Here is a 21,624-nt window from a genome sequence, read left to right as displayed (position 1 = left end):
GTGCGTTTTGTGCCTGAGAGATCGATCGAATAAAAATGGTATTATCTCACGGAAGTATGAGCCCTGTTCATGATTTGGTACGAGAGACGGTCGGTCCGAAGGTTTGGGAATGCCCCAGTCTTCCGAGACCCTTAGGACGGGACGAATGCATATCTCGGCCGAGGTGATGACCTTCACTTCCACGAAACCGATGGTGGACGCCTTGACCACTCCAGCGACATACGACATTGGTTTGTCATCGTGGTTCTGCGGGCGAAAGTCCGGAGCTAAGAGGGAATTCGGTCAGGGCTTTGCTGCCTGAAGCCGAAGCTGCCCCCGCAACTGTAAACGGCGAGCGAAAGTCCATCCATGTCACTGAGGCAAGCCTCGGGAAGACGGACCAAAGCGACGACCCGTAAGCCAGGAGACCTGCCGCGATAGATAACGTCCACGGGCGGGGTGTCCCGGAGTGCCGCTTTCGCGACAGGCATTCCCGTGCCGTCGTCTTGCGTCATGTTCCTGCCCTGCCAAAAGCTGATGGTAGTGCCGATGACAGAAATCCCGACGATAGAAAAGCCTGCTCAGCGCGGCGCAATAACCAGTCTTATCGACATCGTCTTTCCAGGAGATACAAATCACCACGGTACGCTCTTCGGAGGAACCGGTCTCGCACTCATGGATCGTGTTGCCTTCATTGCGGCGACCCGGTTCGGGCGGGCACCTTTCGTGACCGCCTCTTGCGAGCGCATTGATTTCCGGCAGCCGGCGCGCATCGGGCACATCGTCGAATTCACGGCCAGACCAGTCAGGGCCGGCCGGCGCTCTCTGACGGTTGAGGTCGAAATGGTGGCGGAAACCATTGTCGGTCGTCAGCGGCACACCTGCACGAAGGGCATCTTTCATATGGTTGCCGTTCCAGAGGGCGAAAATGCATCGAGCTACGCCTTGCCCGTACTCGCTCCCGAAGAGACCAGGGAAGCCACGGAAACAGTGGCCATGGTGGAGATCGTATTTCCAGATCAGGCCAACAGTGTCGGCCGGATGTTCGGGGGCGAAGCGATCGCCTACATGACCAAGGCGGCATTCGTTGCAGCGTCGCGCTACTCCGGCAAGCTTGTGGTACTGGCCTCATCCGAGCGCATCGACTTTGCAAGATCAATCGAGATCGGTGAGATTGTCGAGGCGGTGGCGCACGTCACGCGTGTTGGCCGCAGCTCCATGTCCATCGAAACAAAACTCTGGTCCGAAAACCTGCTGACCGGCGAGAGACATATTACCGCCACCGGACATTTCACGATGGTCGCGGTCGACACGGACCATCGGCTGGTTCCTGTCCGCGATAGCGCTCCTGCACACCCGGCTCCTTACCAAGGGCGGGCATAACATGCTGGACAGACAACATCTATCGATCCTGCGTGAAGTAGACCGCTTGGGCAGCCTGACAGCAGCGGCGGAGCGGCTGAACGTCTCCCAGTCTGCTCTTAGCCACACGATCCGCAAGCTGGAAGAACGCTATGGCGTGCCGATGTGGGAGAAGGACGGCCGTAACCTCCGTCTCACCGAGGCCGGCCGCTACATCGTGACATTGGCCCAGCGCGTTCTCCCACAGATCGAAAGGGCCGAAGATGTCCTGTCAGATTATCGCCACGGCCAGCGCGGCTCGCTCAAGATCGGCATGGAGTGCCATCCTTGCCATCAATGGTTGATGGGTGTCACAAAGCCCTATCTTATGGAATGGCCAGATGTGGGCCTGGAACTGACGACCTCATTTGCCTTCGGCGGCGTGACAGCTCTCACGGGATACGAAATCGACATCCTGATCACCCCGGATCCGATCGAGACACCTGGCATCCATTATTTGCCGGTGTTTGACTACGAGTTGGTGCTTGCCGTGCCAATCGATCATCCGCTGGCATTGAAAGACCACGCAGAACCCATGGACCTGCTGGATGAGACACTGTTCACCTATCCGGTGCCGCCGGAGCGGCTGGACGTCTTCACACAGTTCCTGGTACCCGCGAACTGCCGTCCTCGCCACCATCGCAATGTCGAGACAACGGAGATGATGCTTCAACTCGTCGCGGCAGGGCGCGGGGTCAGCGCCGTTCCCGACTGGCTGGTACGCCGGGAAGCGGCAGCGCTCGGCGTCCGCCCCATCCACATTGGTCCGGACGGCATACGGAAAAGCATCCACCTCGGACTAAGAGAGGGCGACGACGCTGTGGATTTCATAGCCGGGTTTGTTGAGACGTCACGGCAAAGATGAGCGTCGCGATCGCAGCGGCGATTAGACCCTTGATGTGACAAAACCTATGTGGCCGGCATGGCTTTCTGCCGAGCATATCCCAGAAAACAGCCGACCAGTGCTCCGTAGAAAAGAAGCGCCAATTACAAGAGCAGCAGTGAAACGATGAGCGCAGGCATCAACCGCGCAGATTGCCTCTGGCCACCGAGCAGACGCTTGTAGTTCATCAGTCACGCGCCAAGGCTTCGATCGGGTCCAGCTTTGCCGCATTGCGGGCGGGAAGGAAGCCGAAGACGATTCCGATCAGGGTTGAGCAGGCGAAGGCCACCATAATGGAGCCTGAAGAGAAGATCATTTTGAAGTCGGGGCTCAGCAAATTGAAAAGAGCGCTGATCCCGAGGGCGAGCATCACTCCCATGAAGCCGCCGACAAGGCAGACCATGACGGCCTCGATCAGGAACTGGGAAAGGATGTCGCTGCGGCGCGCGCCGACAGCCACACGAACGCCGATCTCCTTGGTGCGTTCGGTCACGGATACCAGCATGATATTCATCACGCCGATGCCGCCGACAATCAGCGAGATCACGGCAACTGACGAAATCAGCAGCGTCAGGGTTTGCGTGGTGGTCTCGATAGTCTCGCGAATGGTCGCCGAGTTGGTGAGGAAGAAGTCTTTCGCGCCATGCCGACGCTCGATAAGGCGGGAAACTGCGGCCTCGACATTACCCGGATCGACATCGTCTCTGATACGGACCGTTATGCCGTCGACGTTCGGACGACCCAGCATGCGGCCCATGACGGTTGTGTAGGGCGCATAAACGGTCAACGTATCAACCGCCGGGCCGAAGGAATTTTCCCGTTTCGTCACACCCACGACCCTCGCCGGCATTGTGCCCAGAAGGATGACCTGCCCCACCGGGTTAACCCGGTCTGGAAACAGGTCTCGCGCGGCATTTGCATCGATCACCACATTCTGGCTGTAGGCGATAACATCCTGGGCGTCGAACAGTTGTCCATGCGCCAGCTCAAGGCCCCGTACACGAAAGAAGTCCGCGCCAACTCCGGTGACTGACGCATTGACGGCCACGGCGGCGCGCTTGACAGTTACGCTCGTCGTGACGGTTGGTGTCACGCTGTCGACATAGGGCTGGTTCACCAGCGCTTCTGCATCGGCGGGAACCAGCGTCCGTATCTTGCCCGCTTCCAGATCGCCGAAGCCTTTACCGGCCCGCACCTCGATCGTGTTGGTGCCGAGCGAACTGATACTGCTCAGGATTTGTTGCTGCGAGCCGGCTCCCAGTGCCGAAATAGCCGCCACCGAGGCGATACCGATGATGATGCCGAGCATGGTCAAAAGCGAGCGCATCTTGTGCGCCCAGATTGCCGCGCCCGCCATACGAAAGGCCTCAGTCATCCGGTCAATTGCACCACGCCAGCCAGCGCCCGGCGCGTGCTCGCGGATGGGACGGGCCGTCGCGGCGGATTTGGATATATTGCGCTCGTCGGAAATGATAACGCCGTCGCTGATCTCGACAACCCGATCCGCGTGTTCGGCGATCTTCTTGTCGTGAGTGACGAGGATGATGGTATGCCCTTCGGCATGAAGCTCGCGCAGGATCTTCATGACTTCGGCGCCACTGTGCGTATCCAGCGCTCCGGTTGGTTCGTCGGCCAGAATTATCTCGCCGCCATTCATCAGGGCGCGGGCGATCGACACCCGCTGCTGCTGGCCGCCCGAAAGCTTGCCCGGGATATTGCCCGTCCGCTCGGCAAGGCCCAGTCGGGTCAACAAGGAGATCGCTCGCTTGTGCCGGTCGGATCGGCTGCGTCCGGCATAGATGGCCGGCACCTCGACGTTGCTGGCCGCGCTGAGATCGCCAAGCAGATGATAACGCTGGAAGATGAAACCAAAACGCTCACGGCGTAGCGCCGCCAGTTCGTCCACGGACATCTTCGAGGTCTCGCGTCCTTCGATCCAGTAGCTGCCGTCCGTCGGACGATCGAGGCAGCCAAGGATGTTCATCAGCGTCGACTTGCCGGAGCCCGAGGCGCCGATGATAGCCATCATCTCGCCGGCCTCGATGTCGAGGTCGACGTCTTTCAGCACCCGCACCATCTCGTCGCCTGCGGGGAAAGCGCGGGATACCCCACGTACTCGGATCAATGGTTCCGTCATAACGCGCCCTACCGCTTCGCCGCGGCCAGTTGAGCCTGGCCATCCGTGCGTTCGTCCGTGGATGCTCCAAGGACGATGGTGTCGCCTGCCTGAAGACCGCTAAGGATCTGGATGTCCGCGCCGTTATCGATACCGACCTGGACCTGCCGGATCTGGACCTCGCCCTTCGCGTCCAGTACGCGCACACGCGCCGTATCGCCGGCCCGGGGCGCTCCTTCCACTGCACTGAGCGGAACCAGCACGGCGCCGCTGACGCGGCTCAAGACAATGGACACCTGCGCCGTCATGGAGGGCCGCAGGACCCCGTCCGCATTCGCCACGTCGATCAGCCCGGTGTAATAGACCGCGCCGTTGGTTGAGCCAATCCGGCTCGCGGCGGCGTTGCTCTCGTTGGCGATGGAGGCCGGGGCCGGTTCCACCTGTCGCAACTCCCCATCGAAACGACGCTTCGGATCGCCAAGAATGCTGAACCAGACCGGCAGGCCCCGCCGCACACGCACGACGTCAGCCTCGGAGATATCCGCGCGCACCGTCATTGTGTCCAATCGCGCGATCATGACGATGGTCGGCGCGGTCTGCAGGGCATTCACGGTTTGGCCCTCGTCGGTGACGATCGCGACCACCGTGCCGGCGATTGGGGCAGTGATGCGCGTATAGTCCAGTTCTATACCAGCAGACTCCAGCGCGACCTGCGCTTGGGAGACCTGAGCGTCCAGCGATTGAACCTCAGCCCGCGCGGTGTCTCGCATCGCAACCGCAGCGTCATACTGGGCGCGCGGCGTGGAACCACCTGCCAGCAGGTCACGCTCGCGCTCGAAATCCTTCTCGGCTTTCACCAGACCGGCGCTGCGCGCGGCGTGAACGGCGCGGATGTTAGCCAAAGCGGCCTCGCGGTCCCGCAAGGTGTTGCGCCGGGTCTGGGAATCGATCTCGGCCACCAATTGGCCAGCCTCGACGATGTCACCGATCTTGACAGCCAGATGCTCGATGCGACCCGAGGCCTGAGCGCCGACACGCACCAGCTCGAGCGGTTCGAGAACCCCGGTCGCCAGCACCACCTCTTCAATGTCACCCGTTCGCGCCTGCGCCGTCACCAGTTCAAGCTTTGCCGGCGGACGCAGAAACAGCAGCCAGACGCCCAGCAGACCGACAAGGGTTGCCGCCCCCAGGATCAAACGCTTGCGGGTAATGTGTGGTGTCATTTAGTCGTGGCCCATGCTATTGAAATTTGCGGGCTTTCTCTGTCACGAGAGTTACCTGAAAATTACGGAGGGTCGTCGTCGCGCCTGATCCGTTTGGCAAGCACTGTAAAATCAACCGATCGGCAAAGAGTGTTTGCGATGTGGATGGCGTGCCAGAGACTGCCCGCCAGGCATCAAGTGATCGCGGCCGTGCTCAGCCAACGTCGACGGATGAAAACGCCTTGACCTGTTGCGCAGGCGACGGACCTACCGCTGCTGGAAAACGCGCTTCTCGCGCCAGCGTACGGCAAATGTGCTGCCCTTGCCTGGAGCGGACGAAAGCTCAACGTAGCCGCCGTGACGGGTGACGATCTCGTTGACCATGCTGAGCCCCAGGCCCGCACCTGAGCCGTGAGGGCTGACCCGGTAGAACGGTTCGAATATGCGCGACTGCTTGTCGCCGGCAATTCCGCAGCCCTGATCGGCGACAGTCACGCTGCCGTCAGCCTCAATACTGACCGATATCTGTCCTTCGCCACCTCCGTACTGAACTGCATTACGAACCAGATTGACGAATGCACGCTCCAGAGCTTCAGCATCGCCGGGAACGAACAGGTTTTCCGCATCGCTATCGAACGAAATCTCGTAACCTTCGGCAATCGCCAGTGGAGCAAGGTCGGCAACCACCTTAGACACAACGCTGTTGAGATCGACAGGTGCATTCTGCTGGGGCTTCTGCCGGTACTTCTCGGTGTCGAGAAGCTGGTTTGCGATCGCTGTAAGTCGCTTGATGGCCGTCTGCAGGTGTGTTTTATCCGCACCTGGTGAAAGCGTATCGATTCTCACCTGCAGGACAGCAATCGGCGTTCGAAGTTCATGGGCCGCGTTGACGAAGAAGCGCTCTGTCGCCTCGAAGCCGCTATCGAGACGACGCAGCGCCCTGTTGATGTCGCGCACCAGACGAAGCACCTCAGTGGGCAAGCCCCGCTCTTCCACCAGGGCGCCACGTGTGTCGAGATCGATCCTGTCGAGACGCCTGGTCAGGTCGCTGAAGGACCGCAAAGCCCAGCGTGTGACAAACGGGACGCCAATCAGGGAAATGGCGACGAGGATCAGCGCCGGCACACCGATGGCAAGGTTCCCCAACAGCACGGTCACACCATATTGGGACATCGAAACACCGCCGGCAAAAATCGTTGCCTCACCGGCCTCTGTGTCGAAACGCTCCATGCGCGCGACACTCAGCGGATCGTTCAGGTCACCATGGAGCTCGACACTTCTGAACGCCCGCAGGAATGGCATGTTGTCGGCAATTTTCCCGGGAGGCGCGCCGTGTGCAAGGACAATATCTTTTCCAAGGTCTGCCACGAACCACAGGTCAGGCGCTTCCTCCATAATCTCTTTAAGCTCGGCCGTTGGAACCAGATGGGGCCGGCCATTCGGCTCGAGACGAACCGAGTCTGCGATTTCCTGAGACAGCCAGATGGACGTGATCGCCACATCGGGCTTGAGGCCAGAAAGGAGATAGAAAACCAGGCTGAGCGAGGCGATGACCGCGCAGAGCTGCAGAACGATAAAACCAAAAGTGAATCGCCAGCGAAGGGATGTGCTGGTCATCCTATTTCTGCTCATGAAGGTAGTAGCCTATGCCACGAATGTTCTTGATAACAATATCGGCCTCCGCTTCGCCAAGCTTTCGGCGCAGGCGAGACATATTGGATTCCAGCGAGTTCGACTGGATTTCATCGTCAAAGGAATAGACCTGCCCCTCAAGGGACGAGCGCAACACGGTACGACCGCGGTTTCTCAGAAGAGTTTCGATGATGAGCAGTTCCCTTCGGGTGAGCGCAAGCCTGATGCCGTTGACATGCACATCGCATGAAACCCGATCATAGGTGACGTTTCCTGCCGACAGGACGAATGGGCCGGCTGTCGGCACCCGCCTCAGCACAGCGCTCATTCTGGCAATCAACTCGGGAATTTCGAACGGCTTCGGCAAATAGTCATCGGCGCCGTCATTGAGGCCGGAAATTCGCTCGTCGGTCGACCTCAGAGCGGAGATGATGATCGATCGCGTATTTGAACCCGTGCGGTGCAAATCGGCGAGGAAGGTACTGCCATCGCCATCCGGCAGTTGCCGGTCGATAAGGACAATATCGTAATCCGCCATGGCGATTGCTTCCCGCGCCATCGCCAGATCTCCAACAGCGTCCAGCACGATGCCATGCTGCGAGAGGGCCGTCCTCAAGGCATCCGTCATCTCCGGATCGTCTTCGATAAGCAGAAGTTTCATAGTGGCCTGATCGTGCAAGTCCCGGACAGCTGTTCTCAAGAATTCTAACAGCAAACTTATATGTGTGGTTCAGATAAACTCGACTGCCATGACCGACTGGCCGCCAAGTCAATCGGCGGTCCAGATGTCCGGCACCGGGGAACCGAAACCTGCTGAGTATCCAGCCGGCTTTTAGTCCCCGTCGCCAAGGTCAGCCCCTTATCGGCAGCGGCCGTAGTTATCCCGATATCTGCAACCGTAATCGCGCCGGTCCCGATTTTCCCAGTGATCGCGACGGTTCCTGTCGTTTCGTTCACTGATGTTCCCGATGACAGCCCCTCCAGCACCTCCCGCGGCGGCTCCCACTGCAGCACCTTGCCACGTGCCGCTTGCCAGCCCGCCAATGATGGCGCCACTGGCCGCACCAATACCGGCGCCCTTTTCCGTCTGGCTGCAAGCCGTCAGCGTCAAACAAACGAATATGCCTGAAATGATCTTTTTCATGTCTGTCCTTTCGATCCATCGCCGCTACGGTCGCCCGTCGACCGTGGAGACGCACCAAGGTGCAGACATATGGCCACCGAAAATTACGTGGAAGTTACGCAGAACCGTCGGCGTCGACACCGGTCGAAAGTGCAAATTCGTGTAGGATGCGCGTCTTCACGATAAGTCATTCTCAGCTAATTCCGCCCGCCTCATCGATAGGCTCCGACGCCGCCGTGTCAATCACTGCGTTTGAGAATGGTGGGTCGAAATACTGGGGCAGACCCTTGCCGAGCTTCCCATATGGGGATTGACGGCGGTTCGGCGGCCCTGACCGGAAGGATAGTCCGGCCGCCGGCAGATGCTGCCTGTTTCTGCAGCCCTCAGATAGCTCCGTCGACGATAACCATCGGCCGGCCCTGGGAACAGGGCTCGATGCGGGCATCGATGCGATAGATATCGCGCAGCATATCCGAGGTTATCACCGCTTCGGTACTGCCACTCACCACCATTTCACCGCGGGCGATCACCATCGTATTCTCGCAATAACGCAGCGCATGGTTGAGGTCGTGCAGGGCGATCAACACGATCATACCGGTTTTCTGGGCAAGTTCGGTCACGAAGCCCAGAACCTCGATCTGCCGGTGAAGATCGAGCGCCGACGTCGGCTCGTCCATCAGCAGCACTTCCGGCTTGCGCGCCAGCGCCTGCGCCAGCGACACCAGCTGCCGCTGGCCGCCGGATAGCTCGCCGAGACCGCGAAAAGCAAGATCGTGGATTTTCAGCGCCTTGAGAATGGCATCGATCTCAAACAGCTCATCGTCCTGAACCCGCCAGCCACCGCCCTGTTTGGCGGAAAGAAGCACGGATTCATAGACGGTCAGCACGGCATTGGCGCCGGTATCCTGCGGCATGTAACAAATGGCGCGGTTGCCGCGCGCCGTATCGGAGAGCTCCACCAGACCGGGACCGGAGATCAGGCTGGCAATGCGCTTGAAAAGCGTGGATTTGCCGGCGCCGTTGGGGCCGATCACCGCCGTCACGCTGCCGCTTTCCAGCGTATCGATGCCGACCTTGGACAGAACCGTGGTGCGGCCATAGGCGGCACCGACATCCTTCAGTGCGAGCGCTACCATGCGCGTCTCCTGTTGCCGAAAATGAGCACGAAAAAGAACGGTACGCCGACCAGCGCCGTGATAACCCCGATCGGCAGAATGGCGCCGGGTATGAGGATCTTGCTGATGACCGAGGTGGTTGACAGAAGCAGCGCGCCGCAGATCACCGAGCCGGGCAGGAAAAAGCGCTGATCTTCACCGACGAGCATACGGGCGATATGCGGACCGACAAGCCCGACAAAACCGATGGTGCCGACGAAAGAAACCGGAATGGCCGCCAGAAGGCTGACCGTCAGCATGGTTTGCAACCGCAGCCGGCGCACATTGATGCCCATGCTGGCCGCCTTGTCATCGCCCAGCCTGAGTGCCGTTAGCGCCCAGGCGTTGCGCATGAACATCGGCACGGTGATGACGAGAATGGCCGCGGTCACATAGACTTTTTCCCAGGTTGCCTTCGTCAGGCTGCCCATGGTCCAGAAAACGACGGCGGCAAGCGCCTGTTCGGAGGCCAGATATTCCAGCAGCGAAAGCGCCGCATTGAAGGTGAAGACCAGCGCGATGCCGAGGAGCACGATGGTTTCGACCGTCACACCACGCAGCGTCGAGGCAAAATGGATGAACAGCGCCGCAACCATGGCCATGATGAAGGCGTTGATCGGCACCATATAATGCACGGCACCCGGAAAGATCGCCACGCCGCCAACGAGCGCCAGCGCCGCGCCAAAACTTGCAGCGGCAGAAATGCCGAGCGTGAAGGGGCTGGCGAGCGGGTTGGACAGGATGGTCTGCATCTGCGCGCCGGCAACCGACAGCGATGCACCAACGGTGACCGCCATCAGCGCAATCGGCATACGGATATCCCAGATCACCACTCGCAGCTGGTTAGCAGCAGCGGCCGGATCGGCAATGGTCGCCAGAACTTCGGAAATTGTATAGCGCGCCGGGCCGAGCGCCATATCCGCGGCCATGCTGAAACACAGGGCGATGAAAAGCCCGACAAGAATAACGATCCTGCGCGCGGCAAGGGCGCGATATTGATCGCGCCCACTGACGCCAACGGCGCTTTCATTCAGCGAACTCATTGGTTCAAACCTTTTTCGAGCGAGGCGAAATAGCCCGACTTGTAGGTAACGGGGAGGAACTTCCGGTAAAATTCCTCAGCGTTTTTTTCCGGATCGAGATCAGCGAAGAGGTCCGGATGGAACCACTTGGCAAATTGCTGGATCGGCAAGAACTCGTAAGGAGCGCCATAAAACTGGTGCCAGACGGCATGGACATTGCCCTGCTTGACCGCCTTCAGTTCCGGAAACGGCGTACGCGTCATCAGATTGGCCAGCCGCTCGCGCGAAAGCGCCGTGTCTGCGCCAAGTCCAAGGGGAACGAACTGGTTGATATCGGATTCCGCCGCCCAGTTCGAGCCGGTAACGATGACATGGTCAGGATCAGCGACGACCAGCTGCTCGGGATTGAGATCGCCGAAAGTCGTCTTGATGATGCCGTCGGCAATATTGTGACCACCGGCCAGATCAACCATCGCGCCGAAATTGGCGGATCCAAAGGTGCGGCAGCAATTGTTCTCGCCGGAAATGCCGGGCGAACGCTCGATAAAGACATTCGGGCGTTTAAGGTCCTTGACGCTGGCGACCCGGTCGGTCACGCGGGCGATTTCAGCACGGCGATAGGCGATGAATTCCCTGGCGCGCTCTTCCGCACCGAACAGTTTTCCAAGAATTTCGATCGAGGCTTCGCTGTTCTTATCGGGATCGATGCGGAAATCGAGATAAACGATCTTGATGCCGGCAGCGGCAGCCTTCTCTTCGAAACCACTCTCCTTGGCGGTTTTTTCCGTTTCCAGATTGAGGGTGATCACATCAGGAGAAAGGGTGATCGCCGTTTCCAGGCTGAAATCACCCTGCGGCAGATATCCGAAGCGCGGCAGTTTCTCGATCTGCGGAAAACGCTCGACATAGGCCGTGTAGCTGTCGGGGTCTTTCTTGAGCAGATCGTCACGCCAGCCGACGATGTTTTCGAAGGTCTTGTCGCCCTTCAGCGCCGCAATGACGTGGATCTGGCGGGCTTCGCCAACAATGACACGCTTGGCCGGCAGGTCCAGTTCGACCTTGCGGCCGGTGACATCGGTGATCTCGCCTGCATGGGCTGTCATGGCGAGAAGAGAGAAGGCCAGCACCGCAAGATGCCTCAGAGCATTGAGCCGCATGAGATGTCCTCATAGAGTTCCAAAAGAAAATGATGAAACCGCATCGCTGCGGTCTCATCCATCGAACGGACGGCGCTCCTCTTCACCGTCCCTGTCTTATTTCGCGTCCTTCAGTGACACGAAGTAGCCGGGCTTGTAGTCAAGCGGCAGGAAGCGGGCATGCAGTTCCTTGAAGGTCGCTTCGGGATCGAGATCCTTGAAGAGATCAGGATGCAGCCACTTGGCGATTTCCTGAATGGCCACAAACTGGTACGGGTTGTTGTAGAACTGGTGCCAGATGGCGTGGACGTTGCCGTCCTTCACCGCCTGCACGCCGGTAAAGGCCGGGCGCTTGGTAAGGTTTTCGAGCTTCCGATGCGCTTCCTTCACATCCGCGCCATAACCGACGCCGACCCAGTTGCCGCCGGGAACGTAGCCGTTCCAGTTACCGCCGGTGATGATGATCTGCTCCGGGTTGGAGGCGATGATCTGTTCCGGATTGACGGTGCCGAAGGTGCCGGGAATGATGTCCTTGGCCATGTTGATGCCGCCGGCAAGCTCGACCATCTTGCCGAAATTCTCGTTACCGAAGGACATGCAGCAATCGTCGGAGTAACCGCCGGCGCGCTCGACGAACACCACCGGCTTCTTCGGATTGGCCTTGGCGAGTGTATCGGTAACCTTGGCGATGGAGTCGGCACGGAGCTTGATGAAGTCCTCGGCGATCTTTTCCTTGCCCGTCAGCTTGCCCATCAGGCGCATGCTCGGCTCGGTATTTTCCATCGGCTTTTCACGGAAGTCGACATAAACAAGCGGAATACCAACCTTGGCGAGCTTCTCGATGTAGCCTGCCTCTTCGGTCGCCGTCTTGGCGTCGATATTCATCAGGATCACGTCCGGCTTCAGCGCAACGGCCTGCTCGACGTCGAAAGTGCCGTCCTTCATGCCGCCAAAGGTCGGCAGCTTGGCGATCTCAGGATATTTGGCAAGATAGGCGTCATAGGTTTCCGGATCGGCCTTGGCGAGGTCATCGCGCCAGCCGACGACGTGCTGGAAAGGATTTTCCTTGTCGAGCGCCGCGAGGAAATAAATCTGCCGGCCTTCACCGAGAATGACGTGCGAAACGGGAACATTGACTTCGACATCCCGGCCGGTCACATCCTTGACGGTGACCTTTTCGGCCAGTGCCGGCCAGGCGGCGGATACGAGAAGGCCAAGGGCAATTGCCGCAGATTTGGCTGAGATGCGCATCGGATATTGCTCTCCAGTGTTGACTGGCGGGGCTGTATTATTTTCTGACTGTACTAGTCAACATTTATGTTTTAGAGCCATTCTTAACTAACCGGCGCATGGGTTGAAGACCAATGATCGACACTATCCAGTATGGCAAGAACGACAGCCTGCGTGACGAAATCAAAGCCTATTGGTCCGGCCGCGCCGCAACCTTCGACCTTTCCCCCGGACATGAGATTTTTTCCGAAGATGAGCGAGAAGCGTGGCATGCCCTGCTTTTGAAGCATCTGGGACAGGGAGAAGGCCGCAAGGCGCTCGATCTCGCCAGCGGAACCGGCGTCATTTCGCACCTGATGGACGATCTTGGTTTTCAGGTCACGGGCATGGACTGGTCGGAAACCATGCTGGCGCTCGCGAGAGAAAAAGCGAAAAGCCGCGGGCGCAATATCCGCTTTTTTGTCGGCGATGCCGAAAACACCATGGAACCGGATGAAAGCGCCGATGTCATCATCACCCGCCATTTGGTCTGGACACTCGTGGACCCGCAGGCAAGCTTCGCCGAATGGTTCCGCGTGCTGAAACCGGGCGGGCGGCTGCTGATCGTCGACGGCGATTTCGTCAATGTCGGCTGGCGCGAAAAACTCGTCAAGAAACTGGCCGCGGGTCTGGAAAGCATCGGCCTCGTGAAACCGGAACAGCCGCACAAGCCGGCGGATCCGGGCAATACGTTCAACAGCATTCTTTCACGCGTCTATTTTTCCGGCGGTGCACGGGCGGACGATGTCGCAGCGCTGCTCCGCGCGACGGGCTTCGAACCCGTCGCGGTTGATCAGGAACTTCAGGCCATCCATCGCGCCCAGTCGAAGAACTTCAGCCTGCTGAAGGGCATCCTGCGTGGCCTGCAGCACCGTTATGCGGTCTGCGCCGTGAAGCCGGACATGTCCGCGAAAGACTGAGGGCAGTCAAAGAACTACAGTTTCTGGCCAAGTCCTTGGAAGTGATGGGTTTGGTAAATCCATATCATCCGCACGCCGTCACCCCGGACCTGATCCGGAGTCTAGTGCGATCAAGTCCTTGATCGCTAAAGACTCTTTCCCGGCGCAGACGCACCGGGGCTGGATGCCGGATCTAGTCCGGCATGACGGATGAGGGAAACTCGGCGCAGAAGCCTCATTTTTCCGCTTGCTCGAAGAGATCGTCCAGCCGGGGCTTGGCGCGACCGGGCACGTCGACTTCCCTGTAGCTCTGCGGCAGGGTCGCCTCGCCCACCTTGATCAGCATGACCATGCCCATGCCGTAATGCGGCGAGCATTTGATGCCGTAAAAGCCCGGTCTGTCGAAAGCAGTCTCGAATTCATCATTGATCCGGCTTTTGAAACCCTCGGCACCTTCGGGAAGCATGCCGTCGATGGTCGCGGCATTGTGGCTCTTGTGGGTCGGCACAAAGCGCACACGGTCGCCGGGGGCGATTTCCAGAAAATCGGGCTCGAACACCATTGGGCCTTTTTCGCCCCGGTTCAGCATTTTTACCTCGAAGGTTTCGGCCATGGCATGCAGGGGAAAGCCCGTAGCTAGCGCCAATGCAATTCCAGCCAGAGCATTACGCGGCCGCACGCCAAGGCGAAGCATCTTCAATTTCATCATCGTACCAATGCTTTCTTTGTCTGAGCGGCCATTCCATGGGCCGGCAGAAAACGAATATGAGAAAAGCCGCCCTCATCCGTGGTGACGACGGACTGCACCCCGAAAACATCGGCGATCGTTGCCGATGGGAGGACCTCGCGCGGCGGACCGGCCGCAATCATCTGCCCCCGATGCATGATGGCGACCCGGTCGCAGAACATGGCGGCGTGATTGAGATCATGCAGTGCCGCCACGACGGTCAGCCCCTGCCGGCGGACCAGATCGAGCAGGCCGATCTGGTGGCCGATATCGAGGTGATTGGTCGGCTCGTCCAGCAGCAGGATATGCGGCTGCTGCGCCAGCGCGCGGGCAATATGCAGGCGCTGGCGTTCGCCGCCGGAAAGGTGGTGCCAGCTTCGTTCTGCCTTGTCCGCCATATCGACATTGTCGAGCGCGGCGTCGACGATGGCGTCGTCATTGGCCGACCACGCGGATAGTGGGCCGAGATAGGGCGTGCGCCCAAGCTCCACCGCCTGTCGCGCCGTGATGCGCTCGGTGGTTTCGGCCTGCTGTTCCACAAATGCCAACCGGCGGGCAAGATCACGCCGTCCGAATGAGGCAAGCGCATCGTCACCAAGCGTGACGTGGCCGCGTCGCGGCTTACGGATGCCGGCCAGCATGGAAAGCAGCGTGCTTTTGCCGGAACCATTCGGGCCGATAATGCCCAGAAACTCTCCGGAACCGACATCGAGCGAAACGCCACGGACAATATCGACATTGCCGGCATGAAAATGCAGGTCGTGGGCGGATAATTTCATGACCGCCCCCTCTTCTGCCCGAGAATGAAGGCGAAGGCCGGCGCACCGACGAGCGCGGTAATCACGCCGATCGGCAGTACCTGACCGGGAATGACGATGCGCGAGAGAATATCGGCAACGATCATGAAAACAGCACCGGTCAGCGCCGTTACCGGCAGCAATAACCCGTGGCGAACGCCGACGAAGATGCGCGCCGCGTGCGGAATGACGAGACCGACAAAGCCGATGGAACCCACCAGCGACACCATCACCGCCGTCATGATCGCCGAAACCGAGATCAGTACCGCATAGGTCCGGCGCACCGGAATACCGAGCGAGGCGGCGGCCTGACCGCCGAAAGCGAAGGCATCCAGCGCCCGGGAATACCATAGACACACCGCAAGACCGGCGATGCTGACCGGCAGGGCCAACCAGACATCCGGCCAGCGCACCCCGGAAAGATTGCCGAGAAGCCAAAACATAATGCCGCGCGCCTGTTCGGCATTGGCGGATTTGGTGACGATGAACGAGGTCATGGCATTGAACAGCTGCGAGCCGGCCACCCCGGCCAGAATGATGGCGCTATTGCCGTGACCAGCCCGCACCGCCAGAAGGCTGACCAGCGAGAATGCAACGAAAGCGCCGATCAGCGCCCCCGCCGGCATGGTCAGGAACCCTGCCCCGAAACCCAGAAGCGCGACCGCGACCGCCCCGGTGGAGGCGCCTGCGGAAATGCCGAGAATATAGGGATCGGCCAGCGGGTTGCGCAAAAGCGATTGCAGCACCGCGCCGGCAAGCGCCAGAGAAGCACCGCAGCAGGCGGCGACAACGGCGCGGCTGAGGCGATAGCTCCAGACGATACCCTCATCCAGCGGCTCCAGCGGATAACCCGCATGGAAGACACGGTTGGCGATGGTTTTCGCCACCACATCGAGGGGAATGGCAGTCTCGCCGATGGCCGCTCCGGCCATCAGCGCGACGAGCAGCAGGGCGAGCGCGGCAAAAGCCAGACCCGCCCTGCCGAGATGGACGGAAAAACCGTTCACTTGGCGAGGCCGGCAGCCGAAATCGCCTCGGCCAGCGTTTCAATACCTTCGATCGTGCGGATGGTCGGGTTCATGGCCTGCGCATCCATATCGAACACATGACCTTCCTTAACGGCGGGCATGATGCTGGCGACGGGGTCGGTCGCAAGGAACTTGTGCTTGACGGCAACGTCATCGGCCGGGAAACGACGACGGTCCATCTTGCCGGCGACGATGACGGTCGGATTGGCCTTGGCGATGGTTTCCCAGCCAACGGTCGGCCATTCCTCATCGCTTTCGATGATATTGGTCAGCCCGAGTGCGGACATGATGTAACCGGGCGCGCCATGGCGGCCCGCCACGTAAGGGTCGATATCCAGTTCGGCGCTTGAGAACCAGAAGACGGCGGAAATCTTGCCATTCGCCAAAGCGATCTTGGCGCGAGCTGCTTCCTCCCGCTTCTTCAGGTCAGCGACAACCTCTTCGCCGCGGTCCTGCACGTTGAAGATTTTGGCAAGATCGCGGATCTCCTGATAGATCAGTTCCATGGTGAAACCGGTCTTGCGAACGCCGTCACCGCCGCCGGAATTATCCTTGCCGACGCAATCGGCCGGCGAGGTGTAAACGGGAATACCGAGTTCGGCAAATTGCGCCGGCGTGCCGACAACACCTTCAGGGCCGATCTGCCACTGAAACTGCGTCGTTACCAGGTCCGGCCTCTTGCCGACAACGGCTTCGAAACTCGGATCATTGTCGGCCAGACGCTCCACCTTGGCGTTGGCTTCCTCGTAACCCTTCAAAACCGGGCCGATCCACAGCGCCGTGCCCACCACCTTGTCGGCAACGCCGAGGAGATAAAGAACCTCGGTCGTGCTCTGGCCGACGGATACCGTGCGGGCCGGCGCCTGTTTGAAAGTGATGTCCTGACCGCAGCTGTTGATCGTCAGGGGATAGACCGTTTCGGCAGCATGGGCGGAAGCGGCGGGCAAAGCCGTAAGCGCAGCGGCCAGAAGGCCGGCATAGGCCGGCAGGCGTCCAGGATTAAACATGTGTTCTCCAGTCGAAATTAAATCGCTTGTTCCAGAGCCGCAGGCGTTAGAACGCGCAGCAACAGCGGGACGTCTTGTACGGAGAACAACGACGGGACGCAAACCAAATGTTATGAAATAACATTACAATTTCCTCCTCCGGGCTTCCCCGCCCGTAACGATGGTTCATATTTTGACGGCAGGTCTCCTGGCTCACGGATTTGCGCCGTTCATCTGCCTTCCCGCATTCCGGAGAATGCAGTGGCATGACGCCTTAAGGCGCCACGGGGGATGAGCGGCAATCCGCTTACAGTTGCGGGGGCAGCCACGGCATTGGGCGATCATCATCACCCGCACCATGTTCCCTATTAATCCCTTCGCCTTTCGGCTGCAGGAACCGTCGCTTTCTCACATAAGGGGCAAGAGCCGGAGCGTCAATCGCCAAAGCATGTCTCACAAGGGTATGGAAACGGTTCTGCGACAAAGACACGCACACAGCAGGAGCCCAACGTGGATAGCATGAAGTCGATGGGAAGCGAGGTGCTTCAACACAGGGATGGGCCTGCCAGAGCGAAAATCCCAGCCGAGCCGGCACCTTCCGGCTGCGGCGCATTTTTTGACATGGTCGTCAGTGTTTCAATCACCACCAGCCCGGATTGCGCCAGAAAATCGGTGAGAACACCGTCATCACGCAAGGCATCAAGCCGGACAAGCTGCCCGTCGAGATCGGCAAAATGCCGCCTTACCAGCGCGACTGCCTCCGCTTCCCCCTCCGCAACCAACGGGCCGATGATGTGGCCCCGCCCTGCCGTCCGCCGCAGCGCGAAGGCGGCCAGACGATCCGCCTCGAACAGGCCGTAGCCGGTGTTTTCCCGCAGGAGACGCTGCAGCACGCCCCGGCGTGAAACGCCGAAAGCCGCCCGGTCCAGATCTTCCACGGCGGAGAGATGATGTTCCGAAACTGGCTCGATCCTCTGTTTCTTGCCAAGCTGCGGCGCCTCGGTGGTGCAACGGGCCTTGCCGCGCAGAAGATGCACCCGTTCCGCATCCCCGGTAAAACCGAGCCCGGCAAATAGCCGCCGGGACACCTCCGTTGCATTTAGCCGCAAGGCGGCGGCAGGATATCTCGCGACAAGCTGCCGGACCAGCCAGGGTGCCACGCCCTGCCCCTGCAGGCGTGGGGAAACGATGACCATGCCTAACGTCGCAAAAGCCTGATCATAGGGAAAAAGCATGGCGGTCGCGACAACCCGGTCAATCTCGTCCAGCGCCGCAAGACCCACACCGCACTGGCGCAGGAAACACCATTCATTGGCATGATACCGCCATCCGACAGCCATGGAGAGGGCATGCAGATGATCCGCCTCCACATCGGCGATTTCCACGGTTCGCAACTCGAAACTATCGACCTTGAGCAGCTCCATAGCAAACGGCTCTCATTCCCTCCGGCGCGGAACCTCAGGGTCCCGGCAGCCCAGCCCACGACATCCGAAGATAACCGGCCCTTCCCGCAGGAATTTTCTGAAAGCACTGGAAGGACACAACAATCTACCGAAATCATCGGCATTTCAGCAGATAAACGCCGCCGGCCATTCTAAGCTGCTGCGGTGAATAATCCGGCCAGCGGCCAATGGAAACGACCAGCGGGGACGACCATGAACGCAATCGAAATCCTTGAGCGTCTCGTCGCCTTCCCGTCCGTTGTTGGAACCGCCAATGGCGATATTGCCGGATGGATTGCCGATTATCTGGAAGGCCATGGCGCGAAAGTCTCGCTGTTGCCCGGGCCGGAGGGCGACCGCGCCAATCTCTTCGCCACGTTCGGCCCGGCCGATCGGGCCGGTTATATCCTGTCCGGCCACATGGATGTGGTGCCTGCCGGAGAACCGGAATGGACCTCCAATCCCTTCACGCTGAGAACCGAAAATGACCGGCTCTACGGGCGCGGAACCACCGACATGAAAGGGTTTCTTGCCACTGTGCTCGCCGCGGCGCCGGCATTTTCGCGCATGACGCTTGAACGGCCGATACACATCGCCTTTTCCTATGACGAGGAGGCGGGCTGCCGTGGCGTTCCCCATCTCATCGCCAGACTGTCGGAACTGTGTGCCCCGCCGGCGGGCGCCATCATCGGCGAACCCAGCAATATGCGCGCCGTTCGCGCCCACAAGGGCAAGGCCGCAGCACGCATCACCCTGCACGGCCGGTCCGGCCATTCCTCACGGCCGGATCAGGGGATAAACGCCATTCATCTGATGACCGGCATCATGGCAAAAGCAGTCGAAACCGCCGATACGCTGACGCGGGGACCGTTCGAAGCAACCTTCGAGCCGCCCTACTCCTCCTTGCAGATCGGCACGGTCAAAGGCGGGCAGGCGATCAACATCATCCCCGATCATTGCGCAATCGAACTGGAAGCGCGGGCAATTTCGGGCGTCTCCCCGCTCGCCCTGCTGGAGCCGGTAAAAAGCGCTGTCGAAGAGATCGCCGCAACGGGCGTCGATATCGAATGGACGCCGATGAGCGCTTATCCGGCCCTGTCGCTTCCAGCTGATGCGCCGCTTGCTTTGCTTCTGGAGGAACTGACCGGCACCGCCAACCTCGCAGCCGTAAGCTACGGAACGGAGGCCGGGCTTTTCCAGGCGGCGGGCATAGATGCCATCATTTGCGGCCCGGGCGATATCGGCCGCGCCCACAAGCCGGACGAATTCATAACCGCGGGCGAACTTGCCGCCTGCCAGTCGATGCTGGAAACACTCGGCCGCCGCTGCGCCGCTTAATCGAATGACGGATATTAGATGACGTTTCTCTTCAATTCCGACGCAAAGCGCGGCGAAATCTTCCGGCAGGCTCTGGCCACCGACCTGCCGGACCTGCCATTTTCGATGGATGCCGCCACTGTCGATCCCGATGCGGTGCGTTATCTCATTACATGGACGGTGCCAGAGGATATCGCGCGTTACCGCAATCTCGAAATCCTGTTTTCGATCGGCGCAGGTGTCGACCAGTTTCACATCGATGCAATCCCGGAAACGGTGAAGGTCGTGCGCATGGTGGATGAAGGCATCATCCGCATGATGCAGGAATATGTCTGCATCGGCGTGCTTGCCCTTTACCGCAACCTGCCGGTCTATCTGGAACAGCAGCGCCAGCACCTATGGAAGGCCCTGCCGGGCCAGCGGCAGGCGGAGGAATGCCGGGTCGGTATTCTCGGCCTCGGCATGCTGGGTGTTGCGGCACTCGAACGGCTGAAACCTTTCGGTTTTCCGCTTGCCGGCTGGAGCCGTTCTCCGCGCCAGATCGATGGCGTCACCTGCCACCATGGCGATGAAGGGCTGAAAGCCATTCTTTCCACCAGCGATATCCTCGTCTGCCTGTTGCCGCTGACGGACGAGACCACCGGGCTTTTGAATGCCGGGCGCCTCGGCCTGCTGCCGGATGGCGCGGCTCTCGTCCACGCCGGGCGCGGCAGGCAGCTCGATCATGACGCACTCCTAGATGCACTCGACAGCGGCAGGCTTTCCGGCGCGGTGATCGACGTCACCGATCCCGAGCCACTGTCTGAGGGCCATCGTTTCTGGACTCATCCGAAAATTCTGCTGACGCCGCATATCGCCAGCGTCACCCAGCCCCACTCCGCCGCCCGCACCGTCGTCGACAATATCAAACGATACGAATCCGACCTCGAGCCGCTCGGCCTCGTTGACCGCAGCCGCGGATATTGATCATCCGCCTCTCTCAGAAAGGAAAATCCATGCCGCTTCTCAAGCCCATCGACACCAATCCCGATTTCGAGCCGAAGGCCTCCAAGGCGTTGCCGGAACGCCTGATTGCCGGCGATCCTTCATTCAAGACCTGGGCGCTGGACGAAGCCCGCGATGGAACCGTAAAGACCGGCATCTGGGAAGCGACCCCGGGCGAAAGCCGCTCCATTAAGGGCGAGACCTTCGAATTTTGCCATATTCTGGCCGGCGTCATCGAAATCACCCCTGATGGCGGCGAACCGCAGCGTTATACGGCTGGCGACAGCTTCGTCATGAAGCCCGGTTTCGTCGGCGTCTGGAAGACCATCGAAACAGTGCGCAAGATCTACGTCACCGTGAATGGATGATGTAAAACCCGCGTTTTTTTAAGGTCGCTCACGCTAGCGGCCAGAAACACACGACAGGCAGCGCGCCGCAAAAGATTGCGCTGTCTGTTGGCAACAAAACGGGATTTTCATTCATCGCCCGCGCCACAGTCGGTCGATTTCGCTTGGCGGCAGGGATTA

20 protein-coding genes and 2 riboswitches are annotated in these 21,624 nt (G+C 59.9%); of the genes, 6 read left to right on the top strand and 14 right to left on the bottom strand.

From position 1 onward, the window contains the following. The first annotated feature begins 224 nt into the window (after positions 1-224). Positions 225-431: riboswitch (cobalamin riboswitch) on the top strand. A gap of 97 nt (positions 432-528) precedes the next feature. Then, positions 529-1,362 (top strand): acyl-CoA thioesterase, encoded by an 834-nt coding sequence (locus QSV77_RS16485; protein ID WP_302734311.1) that lies wholly within the window; start codon positions 529-531, stop codon positions 1,360-1,362. 1 nt (position 1,363) lies between these two features. Continuing rightward, the gene (locus QSV77_RS16480) at positions 1,364-2,245 is read left to right on the top strand and encodes a LysR family transcriptional regulator (RefSeq protein ID WP_302734310.1); all 882 of its coding nucleotides are present in this window, start codon (positions 1,364-1,366) and stop codon (positions 2,243-2,245) included. 205 nt (positions 2,246-2,450) lie between these two features. On the opposite strand, the gene QSV77_RS16475 is transcribed toward QSV77_RS16480, so the two are convergent. The 9 genes from QSV77_RS16475 to QSV77_RS16435 all read right to left on the bottom strand — a co-directional run bounded on the left by QSV77_RS16475 (position 2,451) and on the right by QSV77_RS16435 (position 12,899). Further along, a complete protein-coding gene (locus QSV77_RS16475) occupies positions 2,451-4,400 on the bottom strand; it encodes a MacB family efflux pump subunit (RefSeq protein WP_080820138.1) in 1,950 nt (649 codons plus the stop codon). Between the two features lie 8 nt (positions 4,401-4,408). Continuing rightward, a complete protein-coding gene (locus QSV77_RS16470) occupies positions 4,409-5,602 on the bottom strand; it encodes an efflux RND transporter periplasmic adaptor subunit (RefSeq protein WP_302734308.1) in 1,194 nt (397 codons plus the stop codon). A 246-nt stretch (positions 5,603-5,848) separates the two neighbouring features. Next, on the bottom strand, positions 5,849-7,198 hold the full coding sequence (locus QSV77_RS16465) for a HAMP domain-containing sensor histidine kinase (protein WP_302734307.1): 1,350 nt from the start codon (positions 7,196-7,198) through the stop codon (positions 5,849-5,851). Position 7,199: 1 nt separating this feature from the next. After that, positions 7,200-7,874 (bottom strand): response regulator transcription factor, encoded by a 675-nt coding sequence (locus tag QSV77_RS16460; protein WP_080820132.1) that lies wholly within the window; start codon positions 7,872-7,874, stop codon positions 7,200-7,202. 198 nt (positions 7,875-8,072) lie between these two features. Continuing rightward, the gene (locus QSV77_RS16455) at positions 8,073-8,357 is read right to left on the bottom strand and encodes a YMGG-like glycine zipper-containing protein (protein ID WP_110760633.1); all 285 of its coding nucleotides are present in this window, start codon (positions 8,355-8,357) and stop codon (positions 8,073-8,075) included. Between the two features lie 362 nt (positions 8,358-8,719). Next, entirely contained in the window at positions 8,720-9,472 is a 753-nt protein-coding gene (locus tag QSV77_RS16450) for an ABC transporter ATP-binding protein (RefSeq protein WP_302734306.1), read from the bottom strand. Then, positions 9,466-10,533: an iron ABC transporter permease gene (locus QSV77_RS16445; protein ID WP_269699289.1), complete on the bottom strand. Its 1,068-nt coding sequence runs from the start codon at positions 10,531-10,533 to the stop codon at positions 9,466-9,468. The genes QSV77_RS16450 and QSV77_RS16445 overlap by 7 nt, the downstream gene beginning before the upstream one ends. Continuing rightward, a complete protein-coding gene (locus QSV77_RS16440) occupies positions 10,530-11,669 on the bottom strand; it encodes an ABC transporter substrate-binding protein (RefSeq protein ID WP_302734304.1) in 1,140 nt (379 codons plus the stop codon). The genes QSV77_RS16445 and QSV77_RS16440 overlap by 4 nt, the downstream gene beginning before the upstream one ends. Before the next feature lie 96 nt (positions 11,670-11,765). Continuing rightward, a complete protein-coding gene (locus QSV77_RS16435; protein WP_302734303.1) occupies positions 11,766-12,899 on the bottom strand; it encodes an ABC transporter substrate-binding protein in 1,134 nt (377 codons plus the stop codon). A gap of 113 nt (positions 12,900-13,012) precedes the next feature. Here QSV77_RS16435 and QSV77_RS16430 point away from each other — a divergent pair, with 113 nt between their 5' ends. After that, complete coding sequence (locus QSV77_RS16430; protein WP_302734302.1) at positions 13,013-13,837, top strand: class I SAM-dependent methyltransferase; 825 nt, start codon at positions 13,013-13,015, stop codon at positions 13,835-13,837. Between the two features lie 214 nt (positions 13,838-14,051). Here the strand turns inward: QSV77_RS16430 and QSV77_RS16425 are convergent, their stop codons facing one another. From QSV77_RS16425 to QSV77_RS16405, 5 genes are all read right to left on the bottom strand, one after another. Beyond that, on the bottom strand, positions 14,052-14,522 hold the full coding sequence (locus QSV77_RS16425; protein WP_302735259.1) for a pseudoazurin: 471 nt from the start codon (positions 14,520-14,522) through the stop codon (positions 14,052-14,054). Continuing rightward, positions 14,522-15,322, bottom strand: coding sequence for an ABC transporter ATP-binding protein (locus tag QSV77_RS16420; RefSeq protein WP_302734301.1), 801 nt, complete (start codon positions 15,320-15,322; stop codon positions 14,522-14,524). Before QSV77_RS16420 ends, QSV77_RS16425 begins: the two co-directional genes overlap by 1 nt. Continuing rightward, on the bottom strand, positions 15,319-16,347 hold the full coding sequence (locus QSV77_RS16415; RefSeq protein ID WP_302734300.1) for an iron ABC transporter permease: 1,029 nt from the start codon (positions 16,345-16,347) through the stop codon (positions 15,319-15,321). The genes QSV77_RS16420 and QSV77_RS16415 overlap by 4 nt, the downstream gene beginning before the upstream one ends. Continuing rightward, on the bottom strand, positions 16,344-17,375 hold the full coding sequence (locus QSV77_RS16410) for an ABC transporter substrate-binding protein (RefSeq protein ID WP_302734299.1): 1,032 nt from the start codon (positions 17,373-17,375) through the stop codon (positions 16,344-16,346). The genes QSV77_RS16415 and QSV77_RS16410 overlap by 4 nt, the downstream gene beginning before the upstream one ends. Before the next feature lie 159 nt (positions 17,376-17,534). Beyond that, a riboswitch (cobalamin riboswitch) is annotated at positions 17,535-17,771 on the bottom strand. A 128-nt stretch (positions 17,772-17,899) separates the two neighbouring features. Continuing rightward, positions 17,900-18,778: a GNAT family N-acetyltransferase gene (locus QSV77_RS16405; RefSeq protein WP_302734298.1), complete on the bottom strand. Its 879-nt coding sequence runs from the start codon at positions 18,776-18,778 to the stop codon at positions 17,900-17,902. A gap of 231 nt (positions 18,779-19,009) precedes the next feature. On the opposite strand from QSV77_RS16405, the gene argE reads away from it, so the two are divergent. The 3 genes from argE to QSV77_RS16390 are packed head-to-tail and all read left to right on the top strand — an operon-like array spanning position 19,010 to position 21,465. Continuing rightward, positions 19,010-20,134 carry an acetylornithine deacetylase gene (gene argE, locus QSV77_RS16400; RefSeq protein ID WP_302734297.1) on the top strand — a complete coding sequence of 375 codons (1,125 nt, stop codon included), beginning with the start codon at positions 19,010-19,012 and terminating at the stop codon, positions 20,132-20,134. Between the two features lie 18 nt (positions 20,135-20,152). Next, entirely contained in the window at positions 20,153-21,079 is a 927-nt protein-coding gene (locus QSV77_RS16395; RefSeq protein WP_302734296.1) for a glyoxylate/hydroxypyruvate reductase A, read from the top strand. A gap of 29 nt (positions 21,080-21,108) precedes the next feature. Continuing rightward, on the top strand, positions 21,109-21,465 hold the full coding sequence (locus tag QSV77_RS16390; RefSeq protein WP_004438300.1) for a cupin domain-containing protein: 357 nt from the start codon (positions 21,109-21,111) through the stop codon (positions 21,463-21,465). The last annotated feature ends 159 nt before the right edge of the window (positions 21,466-21,624 follow it).

This window comes from Agrobacterium sp. V1 (assembly GCF_030518355.1).
In the GTDB taxonomy this organism is placed as follows: Bacteria; Pseudomonadota; Alphaproteobacteria; order Rhizobiales; family Rhizobiaceae; genus Agrobacterium; species Agrobacterium cucumeris.
The sequence above is the reverse complement of the archived record's forward strand: the minus strand, read 5'-3'. Positions and strand labels throughout refer to the sequence as shown.